The following is a 16,219-nucleotide window of genomic DNA, read 5'->3' as shown; positions in this document are numbered from 1 at the left end:
TTCGCAAGCCGCCTCTCGCCTTTGTTCTGCGGATGCGATACGCGTGCGCGCCATGACTGACAAGACGCTGACACCGATTACAGAGCAGGAAGAACTGAAAAAGTTCTGCAAATCCCTCTCCGAAGGTGATTTTATCTGTGTTGATACCGAATTTCATCGGGAAACGACCTTCTGGCCGGAACTCTGTCTCATCCAGGCTTCAGCGCCCGGTGTTGAGGGATTGATAGACCCGAAAGCCGACGGAATCGATCTGCAGCCATTCCTGGACCTCTTGGCGGATACATCGCGTATCAAGGTTTTTCACGCTGCACGTCAGGACATGGAAATATTTACACGGCTCATGGGCAAGCCCCCTGCTCCAATTTTCGACACACAGGTAGCCGCAATGGCCCTGGGGCTTGGTGATTCCATTTCCTACGACAACCTTATCCAGCGCGTTCTGAAACGGCATATCGACAAGTCGAGCCAGTTCACCGACTGGAAGCGTCGTCCATTGTCAGACAAGCAACTCAAATACGCCCTTGGGGATGTCACCCATCTGCGTGATGCCTATCAATGGATGCGCGATGAGTTGAGCGCGCTTGACCGCACGGACTGGGTCGCCAGCGAGATGCAGGAGCTTACTGATCCTGCTCTTTACGACAACGACCCGAAGAATGCCTGGCAGAGACTGAAATTTCGCAAGACGCACAAGGACTATCTTGCCGTCTTCGCAGCGGTCGCTGAATGGCGTGAGCGTCAGGCACAAGCGCTCGATCGGCCCCGGCGGCGTATTCTCAAGGACGAAGCCGTTCAGGAAATTGCTGACCAGAAACCAAAGTCAGAAGAGCACTTTGATCGCCTGCGCGCCGTCCCGAAAGGCTTTATACGTTCCAGGACAGCCAACGGTCTAACAGAAACCGTTGAAGCGGCGGCAGCTGATCCGGAAGCTTACGCACCACGCCTGCCCAAGCGCCAGCAAAATCCGCAAACCCCGGCTGGCGCGCCAGAAATGCTGAAAGTCCTTCTCAAGGCCGTCAGCGATGACAATAATGTCGTCCCACGCTTGATTGCGAATGCGGCAGATATTGAGCGTATCGCTCGCGGTGAAACATCAGAGGACATTGCTGCATTTACAGGCTGGCGAAATGAAATTTTCGGCAAGAAAGCGCATGCACTCCTCACCGGAAAACTCGCACTTTCATTTGAAAATGGCCAAGTGCGTCTTTTCGAGCCGAAGACCTAGCGTCAGCTAATACCGTCATTTACGCTTCTATCGCGACCTGGGCATCCAGGTTCATGAATGAGGCAAGTTGTGACAACCGCTTCTCGACTGTCGCAGATATCATATCGGCATTTTCCGGGCTGACTTCCAGAATGAGTTTCGACTTGGTTGTCCGCAACCTTGCCTGTTTCATCAGAGCCGCAGAACGGCCTGAAAAAACAGCGCCCAACCGCATGGCTGCGCCCATTATACGCGCCACCTGCTCATCAGAATCGCGCCCCAGTCGTGCAAACGCTTTTGGTCGACGGAATTTATGTGTGTACCGAGCACCTATGGCATGAGCGAGCAAGACACGGTCGTGATGACTCAGACATCGCACGGGCGAACGCAAGATCAGATAAAAGGCCATATCCGCACGATGGTCTGGATGGTATCGCCCGCCACAGTCTGCAGCGAGGCAGGCCGCTCGAAATAGGCGCTCGCGAGAGACCGATTTCGGAAGAACCGGCCTCACAAATTCATAGAGAGCTTCACCAAACTGGTACTGGGATGTGTCCAAGCGCAAATAGGCAACCAGACCATCAAACAGAGGATCGCCAGGAAGCCAGTCCGGACTATCAAAGAGTGTCCTGCCCTGCTGGTCAAACAGGACGCCTTCTCGCAGCCCATTCGCAGAGACAACCACCTCTTTGAAGTTTCCCATGTCAAAGGCCTCGTCGAGCACCAGTGCGGCGTGGATGAGAGTGTCGTAACGACGCCCGACAAGCGAAGAAATCCTTTGTGCCATATCCTTGTCGCGCTGCACGGAAACAATTTCGCGCACGGCGTAGCGCAAAGCCTGACCATCCATACGGTAACCGTGCAATATTCCGAGTGGATAGGCGGTGAGTTCAATATGCACACTTGCAATCGCCCGCCAGGAACCACCAACGGCATATAACCGGCGGCCACCTGAGCGCAGTAACTCGGAACCCTTCAGCGCCTTTCTTATCGCCTTGCGCCGCTCGGCAGGCTTCGCATCATCCGGTATAGGCAGTGAAAAAGGGCCCAGCGGATGGGTCTCACCAGCAGTCTCTTGAACCGCTGATCCAAGTCTGTGAAATTCGAGACTGGAGCCCCCAAGGTCCCCCACAATCCCTTCGGCCTCGTTGAAACCGACCTGCACGCCAAGCGCGGATAACCTTCCCTCATCGCTACCAGATAGAATTTGCAGCCGCGCACCGAGCTCGGCAGCAGCCTGGCGTGCAAAGTCCTGCCCATCACTTGCTTCGCGCACGGCGGCGGTTGCGACGGCAATAACTTCGCTGACCTCAAGCCCTTTCAGGATCGCACGAAACCGGCGCAGCGCCGCGAGTGCCTGCTGCACACCTTCCGGCGAAAGCTTACCTGTCTCCGGAAGGCCTCTGCCAAGTCCGGCCAGAACCTTCTCGTTGAAGTATGGCAGGGCAGATGCGCCTGTCACTTCATAGATCACCAAGCGCACCGAGTTCGAACCGATGTCAACAACCGCCGATTTTTGCGGTCTTAGCGCTGGTAGCATAATCAGGTTTTGCTCCGCTTTTTCGGCGCAAGACGCGGTGGAATGCTGACGACCAGGGCATTACCACGCCCGGACAGGCTCGGATTCTCCATAAAATATCTGTGGGCGCTGAAGCCTTCCCCCCTGTCCGGCGGCCGCAGACGGTGGAAATCGCCGTCGCCGTCCATCTCCCAGCTCTGCTCATCATCGTTGAGGTTGGCAATCATGATCTGATTCAGCACCTGCCTGTGAACCGTCGGATTCTCCACCGGTACGAGGGATTCGACACGACGTTTGAGATTACGCTGCATCCAGTCAGCTGAAGAAATATAGATGATGGCTTTTGGCGATGGCAGCATCTCGCCATTGGCAAAGCAGACGATCCGGGAATGCTCCAGAAATCGCCCGATCAGACTTTTGACCTGAATGTTCTCGGACAGTCCCTTGACCCCTGGCCGAAGACAACAGATGCCGCGTACGATCAGATTGACAGGCACACCAGCCTGACTGGCCCTGTAAAGCGCATCGATAACGTCATTATCCACGAGCGAGTTCATTTTCGCCCACACCCCAGACGGCCGTCCCTCCTTTGCATTTTTTGCTTCCTGGTTAATCATATCGACTAGGCGTGACTCGAGCGTGCGCGGAGACATGGCGATTTTCTCAAAGTCTGGAGCGACATCTGGCGGCTCGCGGTAGGCGGTCACATAATTAAACAGCTTGTTGGCATCACGCGCGAGGCCCGGATCAGCAGTAAACAGGGACAGATCGGTATAAATACGCGCCGTAACTGGATGATAATTGCCGGTACCGAAGTGGGTGTAGCTGTGCAGCCTGTCATCCTCTCGGCGCACGACCAGTGAGACTTTTGCGTGCGTCTTATAGTCGATGAAGCCATACACCACCTGAACGCCAGCGCGTTCCAGATCACGGGCGAGACGCAAGTTTGTCTCTTCATCAAATCGCGCCTTGATCTCCACCAACGCAGTGACGTTCTTGCCCATCTCAGCGGCTTCCATAAGTGCCGAAACGATAGGAGAATTAAGTGTCGTTCGATAGAGCGTCTGTTTGATGGCGATGACGTCCGGGTCTACAGCCGCCTGACGGATGAACTGTACGACGACATCGAAGGACTCGTACGGGTGATGAACGATAATGTCCTTAGCCTTTATTGCGGCGAAACAGTCGCCCCCCATTTCGCGGATACGTTCAGGATACCTAGGCTCATAGGGTTGAAACTGTAGGTCCTTCCGGTCATCCACGATGAGCTCGGCGAGGCTTTTCATACCCAAAAGCCCCTTGAGAACCATGATATCGCGCTCTTCAGCACCGATCTCTCGCGTAATGAAATCCTGTAGCTGTGCGGGGGCGTCACCATCGATGTGGATACGCACAATGCGTCCTCGGCGGCGTTGCTTCAACAGGATCTCAAACTCATGGATGAGATCCTCGGCCTCTTCCTCGATCTCGATGTCGCTGTCGCGGACAATGCGGAAAACACAGTGGCCATTCGAGCTGAAGCCCGGAAACAGCATATCCATAAATTGTGCGATCACGCTTTCTAGGCGTACAAAACGGATGCCTTTTTTCGCCCTGTCCGGTAGCCGGATGAAACGCGGGGAAAAGGCCGGCATTGGCACCAGACCAACCATCGCCTCGGTGGTCGCCTTTTCAGGAACGAGCTGGAACGCGACGGCAAAGCCGAGGTTGGGAATGAAGGGAAACGGGTGGGCAGGATCCACAGCTTGAGGCGTGAGGATCGGGAAGACATTTTCCTCGAAATGCTCGCGCAACCATTTGAGATCGGCATTTGTCAGGTCGGCCATTGTGAGCACATCGACCTTGTTTTTTGACAAAAGGCCTCTCAGCTCCTTCCAACAGGCCTGCTGGGCCTCCATCAGCTTTGCAGAATGCTTCTCGATAGCAGCAACCTGCTCCTCTGGCGTCAGACCATCCTGGCTCGGCCGGGTGACGCCTGCACGAAACTGCTCTCGCAGCCCTGCATAGCGCACCATGAAGAATTCATCGAGATTGCTGGATGAGATCGACAGAAAACGCAATCGTTCAAGAAGCGGGTGTGTCGCATTATACGCCTCCTCAAGGACCCGCTCATTAAAGCGCAACCAGGACAGTTCGCGATTGAGAAAGCGCTCAGGCTTCTTCAACAAAGCCGTGTCGAGCTTTGTTGCCTCCAGCGGCTTTACGGGCCTCTGCGATACTGCCTGGCTCTCTTTTTGCGTCACTGATCATCCCCATCATCAAACAGGGGCCATGTCCCGCCCTGCTCATCCAGTACTTCCCGCGCTAGTGGCACAGTCACTTCGCGACCCTCGGCCATCTCGTGCAGGCTTTCAACAAATGTCTCGAGCGCCCCGTAGTTTCGTTCAATCCTGGTAAGAAGATAGGTTTCGACATCTTCGGGCAATTTAAGGAACCGCCGCTTCATCGCCGCGCGCAAGCGAATGGAAACCATCTCGTCGTCAGGCGGCCCAAGCTCGACCAGCGTCATTGATTTTAAACGCGACACCAGGTCGGGCTGTCGAACCCGCCAACGTGCAGGAACGGTATGTCCGGTCAGCAGGACTGAACCACCGAGACGGCCTGACAGATTGATGAGCGAAAGCAGGTTATCCTCATTCGTGATAGTATCGGCCCGGTCCACGGCAACCGCGTCAGCCGCAATGACCTCTATCTGCCTGTGCGTTAATCGATCGAAGACCTGTGCGCTATAGACATCACCGCCTGCTTTTTCAGCCCAGGCATGCGCAGCAGTGGTTAGGCCGGACTTTGGCTCTCCCGCGAGGGCAACGGCATGTGTACGCCAGTCTGGCCACCGCTTCAGAACCGCAATCGCGGTCCTGTTCGCCGGTGTCACTGAAAGTGTATCTAGGGATAGACCGGCATCAGGAAAATCCAGCGCTAGCTGGCGAGGCCTGCGTGGTTTGTTCTTTCGTGCGTTCACTCGACACCTGACAAAGGTCCTCGCGTAACAGCGGATGTCATGACCCATCCGTCAGGATCGGTATCGAGCATGACACCTCGCTCGCGAAGGTTCGTGACAAGACGTTGCGTATCACCGGCGTGAACAAATGCGACTACCGCGCCATCCTTTGACAGGCCTTCAATCACGAAATCGAAAACCAGTGGCGAACGCGCCATCGCGGAGCGCAGCGAGTTCCATTCAACAAGCGACGTGAAGAATACAGACGATCTGGCAGGGGTGCGCTCGCTTGAACGGACAATGGACTGACGCTTCCAGACATGATCCAGCAAAGAGGATGCGGCCTCTACCGCCTCTTCTAACGTGGCCACAGTGCTCGTTGATCCGAGGCTGGTCTCGCCTGCACCTGTCAATGATTGAAGCTCGACACGGAAAGCGCCGGGTTCACCGACCAGATTGGCTTTAATGGCTCGTCGGGCCCCTGCGGTTTCAACATCACCGCGAAGAAACTCCCAGCCGGACTGCGCAGAAGCCCCGGAGTTCATGGAAGTCTTATAAGTAGCGAGTCGACCTTGCGACTGCTCAGGCCAAGCATCTGCCCAGACCGAGGCTGCGAAACGTTCGGACACAGGAAAGACAACTGCTTTAGGAGCGGCCTGATCAATATAGGGAATGCCACGCTGTTCGAGAAAACGGCGTACATATTGTGGATTATAGACAATCGCGAGCTCACCTACATAGCGTCCACCACCGCGTGTTTCCTCCTGAACATCAACAGCAGCTGCCAGACGGTTGGCTACCGAGGCACTAATCGCGCCGTTTCCAAGCCGCCCCTCGCGATCTTCGGGCAGGGTTAAACGTTCAACCAGACGATAAGCACCCTTGATCCGGGCACTCATGAACGCTTCCTGCTGTGCCTGAATGACCGAGCTTGCCTGCTCCTCTACTTCAATGTCCCGTATCGTATAGATGTCACGGGTCTGCCCATACGCGGAGCTCACCACGGTAGCTGCAAATATGGCGGCGATTAGCACGACACGAATCATTGGCGGGCCCTTCTGTGTTTAAGGTTCTCTAGCAGGCCTCATCGACATCTGGAACCGCTTAGCTGGCTAGTCGAAACCTGCATCACATGCTAACGCGCTGTTCCATGAGCACCAAAGACCAAACTCCACTTTCTTACAAAGATGCCGGTGTCGATATTGAGGCAGGCGAACGGCTTGTTGATGCCATTTCTCCTATGGCGAAAGCGACCCGGCGCGCTGGCGTCATGGGAAGCCTTGGCGGCTTCGGCGCACTTTTTGATCTTAGGAAAGAAGGCTGGAAAGACCCTGTCCTTGTTTCGGGAACAGACGGCGTTGGCACAAAACTCATGCTCGCTTTCGAAACGGGCATCCACAAGACGGTAGGAATCGACCTTGTCGCCATGTGCGCCAATGACGTCCTCGCCCAGGGTGCTGAACCCCTTTTCTTCCTTGACTATTTCGCCTGTGGCAAACTCGATAGCGGTGTCGCTGAAAGCGTGATCTCCGGAATTGCTGAAGGCTGTCGCCAGGCTGGTTGTGCGCTCGTCGGCGGTGAAACAGCCGAAATGCCAGGTATGTATCCTCCAGGGCATTATGATCTGGCCGGCTTTGTCGTTGGAGCTGTCGAGCGGGATCAGATCCTGCCCCAACTTGATGACATGAAAGCTGGCGATGTGCTGATCGGCATCAGGTCATCTGGTCCGCACTCCAACGGTTACTCACTCATCCGGCGAATTGTCGAACGCTCTGGTCTTGACTGGAATGCGCCCTCGCCTTTCTCGAATGAAACGCTTGGCGAGGCGCTGCTGACGCCGACCCGGCTTTATTCGAATGCTGCACTTCCGCTCATTCGCAAAGGCCGGGTAAAGGGCCTCGCGCATATTACAGGCGGCGGCCTGACTGAGAACGTACCACGCATGCTGCCGGATGGACTGACAGCCCGGTTTGACCGGGCCAGCTGGCCAGTGCCAGAGGTCTTTCGCTGGCTCCAAGCCGAAGGTAATGTTGCAGAAGACGAAATGCACCGCACATTCAATATGGGAATTGGACTCGTTTTTGCCGTGGCTGCAGATCAGGCAGAAACGGCTATTGCCGCGCTTGAGGCAAGCGGAGAAAGTCCGGTTGTGATCGGCGATATTATACCTGAATGAAACGCCTGCGTCTTGCGATCCTGATCTCTGGCCGCGGCTCAAATATGGAGCAGCTCCTCAAGGCTTGCCAGGACGATGCCTATCCCGCTCAACCTGTCGTCGTCATCTCCAACCGGGCTGACGCATCCGGTCTCAGTACTGCTCGTGGCTTCAATGTGCGAGCGGTCGCAATCCCTCACAAGAACTACGAAAGCCGTGAGAGCTTCGAAAACGAAATAGATCGTGTCCTGTGCCAGACAGGTGTGGACATCATCGCACTCGCTGGTTTCATGAGGGTGCTTACACCTGGCTTCGTTTCGCGCTGGGCTGGCCGGATGATCAACATACACCCCTCACTCCTGCCGAAATACCCTGGCCTCGACACTCACAGACGCGCAATCGAAGCCGGCGACAAGGAAGCAGGTTGTTCAGTCCACTGGGTTACAGAGGGTGTAGACGAAGGTGATGTGATCGCGCAGTCACGGGTGCCAGTCAAAGCTGGCGATACGGCTGGGTCACTTTCAGAACGAGTTCTCCTTGAAGAGCACGCGCTATATCCGAAAGCTCTGGCAAAAGCCTGCGAACTTGTAAGAAAAAAGCCCTCATCCTGAGCGGACAAGGGCTTATTCGCTTTGGGCAGTGAGGATTCGATCACCTAGCCGACGATCTCAGCCTCGGAGAAGAACTGACGGATTTCGAGATCAGCATTCTCCTCACTATCTGAACCGTGAACCGAGTTCTCACCGATGGATTTCGCATAGAGCTTGCGGACAGTGCCTTCAGCGGCATCTTCAGGGTTTGTAGCCCCCATGACATCGCGGTGAGCCTTTACAGCATTCTCGCCCTCAAGAATCTGAACGACGACCGGGCCGGACGTCATGAAGTCAACAAGCTCTCCGAAGAACGGACGCTCCTTGTGAACAGCGTAGAAACGCTCGGCCTGCTCGCGGGTCATCTTGATACGGCGCTGACCAATGATGCGAAGGCCGGCCTTTTCGAAGACGGCATTGATCGCCCCGGTCAGATTACGCTCTGTGGCGTCCGGCTTGATAATGGAAAAAGTGCGTTGGATCGCCATGAAAGGCTCCTTCGTATAAGCATGTGGGATGGTTCTGGCGCGGCCTATAGCCGGGCGCGTGGCACGGGGCAACAGCTGCTATCACGGAACCACGTTGACCTTGCAGTGCCAAGGTGTCCTAACCTGCTTCGGTCCAGCCACCTTTCGGCGTCTGCTGGAAATAGCGTGTAGTCAGGCCGGCATCGGCAGCCGCCTTGTACTGAGCACGCGCCTTGCCGCGCACAGGCGCATCACCATCATCGAACATTACCATGCAACGCTCATAGGGCGCATCTACCGGCAGCTCAGCCCCATCCATGAGAAGAGCTACTGCAGCTTCATTCAGGTTTTCGCCTTGCCCAGCAATGAGGACAGGCTGGCTAGCCGGGTCGAGCCCGGCCGCTTCAGCCTGACCGTGCGGCAGAAAACTCTGGTCATTAAACGTCCACAAAGCCGCATCAAGCGCGCCGCGGCGACGGATATCGGGGCTGACGGCAAGCACACGCCAGCCCCGTTCCAGACATTTTTCAAGCAAAGGACCGGCAGCCTGTTCAAGCGTCGTGCGCTTGAGATGATAGAACCACCACTCAGGTTTGCCAGTCCCGCTCAAGATCAGCTCTCGTAATTGTCTGCAATCCAGCGGTCGAGCAGACGCGGTCCAAAGCCGGAACTCCAGCTCGGGTTGAGCGGGGACTTGTTACCATCCATCCAGGCGACACCTGCGATATCGAGGTGTGCCCACACCTGACCGTCATTGACGAAACGCTTGAGGAACTGTGCCGCCGTGATCGACCCGGCCGTCTTGCCGCCAATATTTTTCATATCTGCGAACTGGGACTTCAGAAGCGCATCATATTCGCTGCCCATCGGCAGACGCCAGACACGTTCGCCTTCGGCAAGGCCGGCTTTGGTGAGCTTGTCGGCAATATCATCGTCACCAGTGAAAAGGCCTGCATGATGGTGGCCAAGTGAAATGACGATCGCGCCTGTAAGGGTAGCAAGGTCGACTATGGCCTTCGGCTTGAAGTGCTCTTGCGCATACCAGAGCACATCGGCCAGGACGAGCCGACCTTCTGCATCGGTATTAAGAACCTCGATGGTCTGCCCAGAGGCAGATGTGAGAATATCACCGGGCCGGATTGCATTGCCGTCAGGCATATTCTCAACGAGGCCAACAAGTCCAACGACATTTGCCTTCGCTTTACGCTTGGCAAGCGCCAGCATGGCACCTGTTACAGCGGCGGCGCCGCCCATGTCACCGCGCATGTCTTCCATGCCCGGCCCCGGCTTCAATGAAATACCGCCAGTATCGAAACATACGCCTTTGCCGCATAGTGCGACCGGATCTTCACCCTTCTTGCCGCCATTCCACTTCATGATGGCAAGCTTGGATTCCTTCACCGAACCCTGTCCGACACCAAGCAAAGCGCCCATGCCGAGCTTTTCCATTTCCTTTTCACCAAGAATCTCGACTTCAAGGCCCTGTTTCTCCAGCTCCTTGATCCGGTCCGCAAAAGTTTCCGGGTAGAGGATGTTCGGCGGCAGGTTCATAAGGTCCCGAGCGAGCTTCGTGCCTTCGCTGGCAGCTTCGAGCGGCTTCCACGCCGCTTTCGCTGTGCGTTCGTCGGGGCAGACGACAGTAAACGTTTTCAAACTCGGTTTCTGATCTGCTTTCAGCTTTGTGAAATAGTCGTCAAACCTGTACGCTGCGAGACTTGCACCAAGCGCGGCGCGTGCTGCGAATTCCGCATCTTCAGCGTAAAGGGCAATTGTCTTATAGCCACTATCGGCCTGAGATTTGACCAGAAATGCACCGATTTTCTCTTGCGCGCGCGCATCTCGCTCCTTGGGCTTGCCGCCACCGATCAGAACAACGCGGCGGGAGGATGCAGCCTTGGGCATCACGGCATAAGTTTGCTGCCCCTCCTTACCCGTGAACCGATTTTGGCTGATCGCTTCAGCAAGCAACCCTCCGGACTGTTCGTCCAGGTCTTTCGCCGCAGCCGGCAGTTTTCCGTTTTCATCAATGACGAAAGCAGAAATGTCTGCTTCCGCCTGTTCAGCAAAAGTGATCTTCATGAATAAACTCCGTTTGCGCAGAAACTAAGCATCGACGCGTCGCAATCAACTCGCTAGGCAGTGACGCCAAGCAAAAACTACACCTGACCCCACGATGAAACGCATACAGAGCTATCTCTTCAAACAGGTTTTTCGCTCTGTCGTCATAATCATTGGCGGGCTGACCCTTCTCGCCATTCTTGCTCAAGGCCTTTCGCAGACTGACCTAATTGTTGAAAATCGTCAGTCCGCACTGGTCTATTTTTATGTAATTGCTCTTGGCGCGCCACAAGTCGTTGCACTGCTAACTCCGCTGGCGATTTTTGTAGCAACTGTCTGGTCTCTTAACAGGTTACACCGAGATAACGAAATCGTCGTGGCCGGCGCGGCGGGCCTAACACGCTGGCAGATCGCCTCACCGATAATACGTCTCGCTGTTATTGCTGCGATTGTTCACCTCGGAGTGAACCTCTGGGTACAACCCAGCGCGCAGCGGGCCTTGCGTGAAACCGTGAAAGAAGCACGGGCTGACCTTGCATCCTCCCTTGTGCGCCCCGGCCAATTCACTTCCGCGGGTGAGAATTTGACGGTTTATGCACGCGACTCTCGCGGGGGTGACCTGATCGGCGTGCTTATATCCGACAATCGCGCCGAAGCTCGTGATTACCTTGCTCAGCGCGGTCGCTTTGTAGAAGTTGATGGGGTCCCGAGCATCGTGATGTGGGAGGGGCAAATTCATCAAATGGACTCGAACGGGGCGCTGAGCACACTCGATTTCGACCAATCAACTTTTGATCTGTCTCCCTTCCTGAACGAATCAGAAGCTGTCGTTCTGAAAGCTTCGGACCGTTACCTGCACGAACTGGTTTCGATTGACCGGAAGAATTACCAGGAATTACAGGATGAAAAGAAATTCCAGGCGGAATCCCACACACGACTGACCACACCCCTTGTAAGTATCGCGATGGCCCTGATTGCCATAACGGCAGTTCTCGGCGGAGATTTCAATCGCCGTGGTTATTCCCGCCGTATAGCCTTGGCTACAGCTGGAGCTCTTTTCATCATCATGATTCAGCTGACAGTACAGTCCGCCAGTCAGGATATCGCTCTAGCCAATCTCGGCCAATGGTTTGTGCCGATCGGCACCATTCTGGTCATTTCCCTTGTTTTCTTCAAATGGCACCCCCCCGTCACGCGACAGATCGGCAGGGAGAATACGTGATGGGCCTGAACCGGATCCAGCGATATATCTTTGTCCAGTGTCTGACGGGGCTCATGCTCGTCCTTTCACTCTTTATCATCACAATCATGCTGGTTGATGTCGTGGAACAACTGCGGACCGTGGGGGGGGATATCGACCTGCCCCCGCAGAAAGCTGTGCAGCTTTCCCTGATGAAGCTGCCAGGACTGATCGAGCAGACATTGCCATTCGGAATTCTGGTCGCAGCGATGATTGCATATAGCCGATTGAACAAACGTTCCGAGCTTTCCGTCATACGCGCCTCGGGATTGTCCGCATGGCAGTTCCTTGCCCCGCTCGTGGTGCTTTGTATCGCGCTCGGCCTCTTCGCGATGATGGCATTGAACCCGCTGGGCGCGCGTCTGTCGGATCGTTTTGAGTCCTTGCGGAATGAACTCCTCGTTACAGGCGGCGTCCGCGTGGATTCCAGCAAGACTGATGTTTGGCTGCGCCAGGGTGACGGAAATTCACAGGTCGTGATCCATGCCGAACGTGTGGATGATACCGGGCAGGTCTTCGAGAATGTGAAAATGCTCGAAGAAGGGCGCGTCTTTGTTGATGGAGAACCTACTCAGCGCTTTGAATTCGTACGTCGCATTGATGCTGAACAGGCCAGGATCATTAATGGCTTCTGGCAGATGGAAGACCTGATAGAGAATGTGCCGGGAAGTCCACCCGAGCGGATGGAAAGTCTAGCTATCCCAACAGACCTGGACCCCGATACACTGCTAGATCGATTTACGTCACCGAATACGATTGGCTTCTGGCGTCTTCCTGCATTTATCCATCAAACCGAACAGGCCGGACTTGATTCATCGCGTTTTGCCGTTCGTCTGTTTGGTCTGACGGCTATTCCCGTCTTTTATACCGCGATGGGCTTGATTGGAGCGCTTGTCTGCCTCCGGCTATCCCGTCTGGGCGGTACAAGCCGGCTGGTAGCCGGGGGCGCGCTGTCTGCAACGGGTGTGTTTTTCATCATGCAGTTCAGCGCAAGTCTTGGCTCATCCGGGGCAATACCGCCCGTCGTAGCAGCTTGGTCACCGGCTCTCTTCGCACTGTTTGCCAGCCTGGCCTTTCTTGCCTACCGGGAGGATGGATGAAGCTGTCGCCGGGTTGACAGCCTCTTCCCGTCCACCCAAGTTCCGCGGCTCTCTGGAGGGTTCCCCGTATGAAAGTTGTTGTTGTTGAGTCGCCTGCCAAAGCCAAGACGATCAACAAATATCTCGGAAGCGATTACAAGGTCCTGGCATCTTACGGTCATGTTCGGGACCTGCCGTCCAAGGATGGCTCTGTAGATCCGGACAACGATTTCGAGATGGTCTGGCAGGCAGACTCAAAGTCTGCGAGTCGTATCCGCGAGATTGCAGACGCCACAAAAAGTGCCGACAAGCTTATCCTTGCCACTGACCCTGACCGTGAAGGAGAGGCGATCTCCTGGCACCTGCTTGAAGCCCTGGAGAAAAGGAAAGCGCTTAAGGATACTCCGGTTGAGCGTGTCGTTTTCAACGCCATTACCAAAAATGCTGTCACCAAGGCGATGGAACAGCCACGGGAGATCGACCAGGAGCTTGTCGATGCTTATCTCGCACGCCGGGCGCTGGATTATCTCGTTGGCTTCAACCTTTCGCCAGTATTATGGCGCAAATTGCCGGGCTCCCGGTCAGCTGGCCGCGTCCAGTCGGTCGCCCTGCGTCTCATTTGTCAGCGCGAGCTCGAGATCGAGACATTCCAGCCGCAGGAGTACTGGTCGATCGGAGCTGACTTGCGCGCAGCAGACGGGACTGATTTCAAGGCCCGCCTGCATGCCCTCGACGGCGAAAACCTGAAAAAATTCTCCCTGCCGGATGCCACCGCCGCACAGGCTGCCCTTGATGCGGTTAAAACAGGTGGTTTCTCCGTTAGCTCCGTTGAATCAAAACCGATCCGGCGTAACCCGCCACCGCCTTTCATCACATCCACGCTCCAGCAGGAAGCCTCACGCAAACTCGGCTTTACCGCCAAACGCACCATGCAGGCTGCCCAGAAACTCTACGAAGAAGGCCGCATCACCTATATGCGGACCGACGGCGTCAACATGGCTGAAGAGGCCTATGCAGACGCACGCCGCCAGATTGAAAGTGATTATGGGGCTCGCTATCTGCCCGAGAAAACGCGCCGCTATTCCTCCAAGGCCAAGAATGCCCAGGAAGCGCACGAAGCCGTTCGACCGACTGACTTCAGTATCCGGCCTGAGAGCTATCGTGGTGATGGTGACCTGAAAAAGCTCTATACACTGATCTGGCGCCGTGCCGTCGCATCGCAGATGGAGGCAGCCGAATTCGAGCGCACCACGCTCGACTTCCTGTCCAAGGACAAACGCACCCAGCTACGCGCAACTGGTCAGGTCATCGTCTTTGAGGGCTTCATCAAGCTTTACACAGAAGGCCGTGACGATGGTGATGATGACGAGGATTCTGCCGATCGGCTGCCTAAAATGAAAGAAGGTGAGCATGCCGATCTCGTAGAGGCAAAATCTGAACAGCATTTTACCCAGCCGCCACCACGTTACACTGAAGCTTCTCTCGTTAAACGCCTTGAAGAGCTCGGTATCGGACGGCCCTCGACCTACGCCTCCACACTCTCCACGCTGGAAGATCGCGAGTACGTCCGGCTCGAAAAGAAGCAGCTTATCCCGGAGGACAAGGGACGGCTGGTCACTGCTTTTCTCGAGAACTTTTTTGCACGTTATGTCGAATACGATTTCACAGCCGGGCTAGAGGAACAACTCGACATCATTTCTGACGGGAAACTCGACTGGAAAACATTCCTCAGGGAGTTCTGGACGCAGTTTCAGGCTGCTGTTTCTGAAACCAAGGAACTGCGCGTTGCCAATGTGCTCGATGCACTCAACGAGACACTCGGCCCATATGTCTTCCCGACAAAGGACGAGAATGGCGAAGAAAAGGCCAATCCACGCCAATGTCCTCTCTGTAGCGAAGGGGAGCTTTCCCTGAAGCTTGGACGTCATGGTGCCTTTGTCGGCTGTTCTCGCTACCCGGAGTGCAAGTTCACGCGCCCCTTCTCCGTCGATAGTGAGAAGGAACACGCGATCAACCCGGATGGCGAGGAGCTTGGGCTTCACCCGGACACGGGAGAGCCGGTCTTGCTGAAGACCGGCCGTTTCGGGCCCTATGTCGAAACACCCAGTGGCGAGGATAAGCCGAAACGCACCAGCCTGCCCAAAGGATGGGATCCGCAGTCACTGACCCTAGAGAATGCCCTCAAACTCCTGTCGCTACCGCGAGAAGTTGGCGTCCATCCAGAGGACGGAGAGCCTATCAAGGCCAATCTTGGCCGCTATGGCCCTTATGTACAGCACCAGCGGACCTTCGCGAACGTCTCGAATATCGAGGAACTATTCGATATTGGCCTCAACCGCGCCATTACGCTCATTGCGGACAAGCGCGCCAATGGAGGCCGCGGCGGACGCACAGCTGCGAAACCTCTCAAGAAGCTCGGCAAGCACCCGGCTGATGATGAGCCGATCCACGTCTATGAAGGTCGCTACGGCCCTTATGTGAAGCATGGCAAGACGAATGCGACCCTTCCAAAGGAGGTAACGCCGGATACGGTGACTCTCGATCACGCTATCGAGCTGATCGATGCCAAGGCAAAGAAGCCCGCAAAGAAGAAGAAAGCGCCGACGAAGAAAAAGAAGACTGCAGGCAGCAAAAAAAAGGCGCCAGCCAAGGCCGCATCGAAAAAGGAGTGACCTTGGCTGGGTGAACAAATGCCCCAAGTGTCCGTTATAAGATGAATAATTGCCACATGCCGTGGCAGAATAGCCATGCCAATTGAGCAAGCTATTCAGAACCAGACACGAGGTAATCTAATGACCGATCCAAAAGTAGAAACAGATGAGGCCAGGCAGGGTGAAACAGGCAAGGGTGTTCGCTGGGTTCTGGTCGTATCCGTGATCGCCGCCATATTTGCCATGGGCATACTTGTGGGAACCATGATCTAGGGCCCTCCCGGACCTGTGACCTGAATGAATACAAGCATTCTG

At 55.5% G+C, this 16,219-nt stretch carries 14 protein-coding genes; 7 read left to right on the top strand and 7 right to left on the bottom strand.

The genetic code is table 11. The features are described from left to right. Nucleotides 1–52 precede the first annotated feature (52 nt). Entirely contained in the window at nucleotides 53–1,225 is a 1,173-nt protein-coding gene (gene rnd, locus Q1K31_RS07825) for a ribonuclease D (protein WP_300378486.1), read from the top strand. A gap of 19 nt (nucleotides 1,226–1,244) precedes the next feature. Here rnd and Q1K31_RS07820 read toward each other — a convergent pair whose 3' ends face one another. From Q1K31_RS07820 to Q1K31_RS07805, 4 genes are all read right to left on the bottom strand, one after another. Then, nucleotides 1,245–2,744, bottom strand: a complete 1,500-nt coding sequence (locus tag Q1K31_RS07820; RefSeq protein ID WP_300378484.1) for a Ppx/GppA family phosphatase — start codon at nucleotides 2,742–2,744, stop codon at nucleotides 1,245–1,247. Between the two features lie 2 nt (nucleotides 2,745–2,746). After that, nucleotides 2,747–4,918, bottom strand: coding sequence for an RNA degradosome polyphosphate kinase (locus Q1K31_RS07815; protein WP_367187557.1), 2,172 nt, complete (start codon nucleotides 4,916–4,918; stop codon nucleotides 2,747–2,749). A gap of 44 nt (nucleotides 4,919–4,962) precedes the next feature. Further along, the gene (locus Q1K31_RS07810; RefSeq protein ID WP_300378482.1) at nucleotides 4,963–5,598 is read right to left on the bottom strand and encodes a hypothetical protein; all 636 of its coding nucleotides are present in this window, start codon (nucleotides 5,596–5,598) and stop codon (nucleotides 4,963–4,965) included. A gap of 83 nt (nucleotides 5,599–5,681) precedes the next feature. Further along, nucleotides 5,682–6,710 carry a hypothetical protein gene (locus Q1K31_RS07805; protein ID WP_300378481.1) on the bottom strand — a complete coding sequence of 343 codons (1,029 nt, stop codon included), beginning with the start codon at nucleotides 6,708–6,710 and terminating at the stop codon, nucleotides 5,682–5,684. Nucleotides 6,711–6,814: 104 nt separating this feature from the next. Between Q1K31_RS07805 and purM the strand changes: the two genes are divergently transcribed. Both purM and purN read left to right on the top strand, forming a co-directional pair. Next, nucleotides 6,815–7,840, top strand: a complete 1,026-nt coding sequence (purM, locus tag Q1K31_RS07800) for a phosphoribosylformylglycinamidine cyclo-ligase (protein ID WP_300378479.1) — start codon at nucleotides 6,815–6,817, stop codon at nucleotides 7,838–7,840. Then, complete coding sequence (gene purN / locus Q1K31_RS07795; RefSeq protein WP_300378477.1) at nucleotides 7,837–8,430, top strand: phosphoribosylglycinamide formyltransferase; 594 nt, start codon at nucleotides 7,837–7,839, stop codon at nucleotides 8,428–8,430. The genes purM and purN overlap by 4 nt, the downstream gene beginning before the upstream one ends. Before the next feature lie 44 nt (nucleotides 8,431–8,474). On the opposite strand, the gene ndk is transcribed toward purN, so the two are convergent. The 3 genes from ndk to Q1K31_RS07780 all read right to left on the bottom strand — a co-directional run bounded on the left by ndk (nucleotide 8,475) and on the right by Q1K31_RS07780 (nucleotide 10,955). Beyond that, nucleotides 8,475–8,897, bottom strand: a complete 423-nt coding sequence (gene ndk / locus Q1K31_RS07790) for a nucleoside-diphosphate kinase (protein WP_300378475.1) — start codon at nucleotides 8,895–8,897, stop codon at nucleotides 8,475–8,477. 118 nt (nucleotides 8,898–9,015) lie between these two features. Continuing rightward, nucleotides 9,016–9,486 (bottom strand): DNA polymerase III subunit chi, encoded by a 471-nt coding sequence (locus Q1K31_RS07785; RefSeq protein ID WP_300378473.1) that lies wholly within the window; start codon nucleotides 9,484–9,486, stop codon nucleotides 9,016–9,018. Between the two features lie 2 nt (nucleotides 9,487–9,488). Further along, complete coding sequence (locus Q1K31_RS07780; RefSeq protein WP_300378471.1) at nucleotides 9,489–10,955, bottom strand: leucyl aminopeptidase; 1,467 nt, start codon at nucleotides 10,953–10,955, stop codon at nucleotides 9,489–9,491. A 94-nt stretch (nucleotides 10,956–11,049) separates the two neighbouring features. On the opposite strand from Q1K31_RS07780, the gene Q1K31_RS07775 reads away from it, so the two are divergent. From Q1K31_RS07775 to Q1K31_RS07760, 4 genes are all read left to right on the top strand, one after another. Next, complete coding sequence (locus Q1K31_RS07775) at nucleotides 11,050–12,156, top strand: LptF/LptG family permease (protein WP_300378469.1); 1,107 nt, start codon at nucleotides 11,050–11,052, stop codon at nucleotides 12,154–12,156. Next, entirely contained in the window at nucleotides 12,156–13,274 is a 1,119-nt protein-coding gene (locus Q1K31_RS07770; protein WP_300378468.1) for an LptF/LptG family permease, read from the top strand. The genes Q1K31_RS07775 and Q1K31_RS07770 overlap by 1 nt, the downstream gene beginning before the upstream one ends. Before the next feature lie 68 nt (nucleotides 13,275–13,342). Then, nucleotides 13,343–15,925, top strand: coding sequence for a type I DNA topoisomerase (gene topA, locus Q1K31_RS07765; RefSeq protein ID WP_300378467.1), 2,583 nt, complete (start codon nucleotides 13,343–13,345; stop codon nucleotides 15,923–15,925). A 120-nt stretch (nucleotides 15,926–16,045) separates the two neighbouring features. After that, the gene (locus tag Q1K31_RS07760) at nucleotides 16,046–16,177 is read left to right on the top strand and encodes a hypothetical protein (RefSeq protein WP_300378466.1); all 132 of its coding nucleotides are present in this window, start codon (nucleotides 16,046–16,048) and stop codon (nucleotides 16,175–16,177) included. Nucleotides 16,178–16,219: the final 42 nt, after the last annotated feature.

Origin of the sequence: Henriciella sp. (genome assembly GCF_029936995.1) — a bacterium.
Taxonomy (GTDB): Bacteria; Pseudomonadota; Alphaproteobacteria; order Caulobacterales; family Hyphomonadaceae; genus Henriciella.
This window is presented reverse-complemented; position numbering and strand designations above follow the sequence as displayed.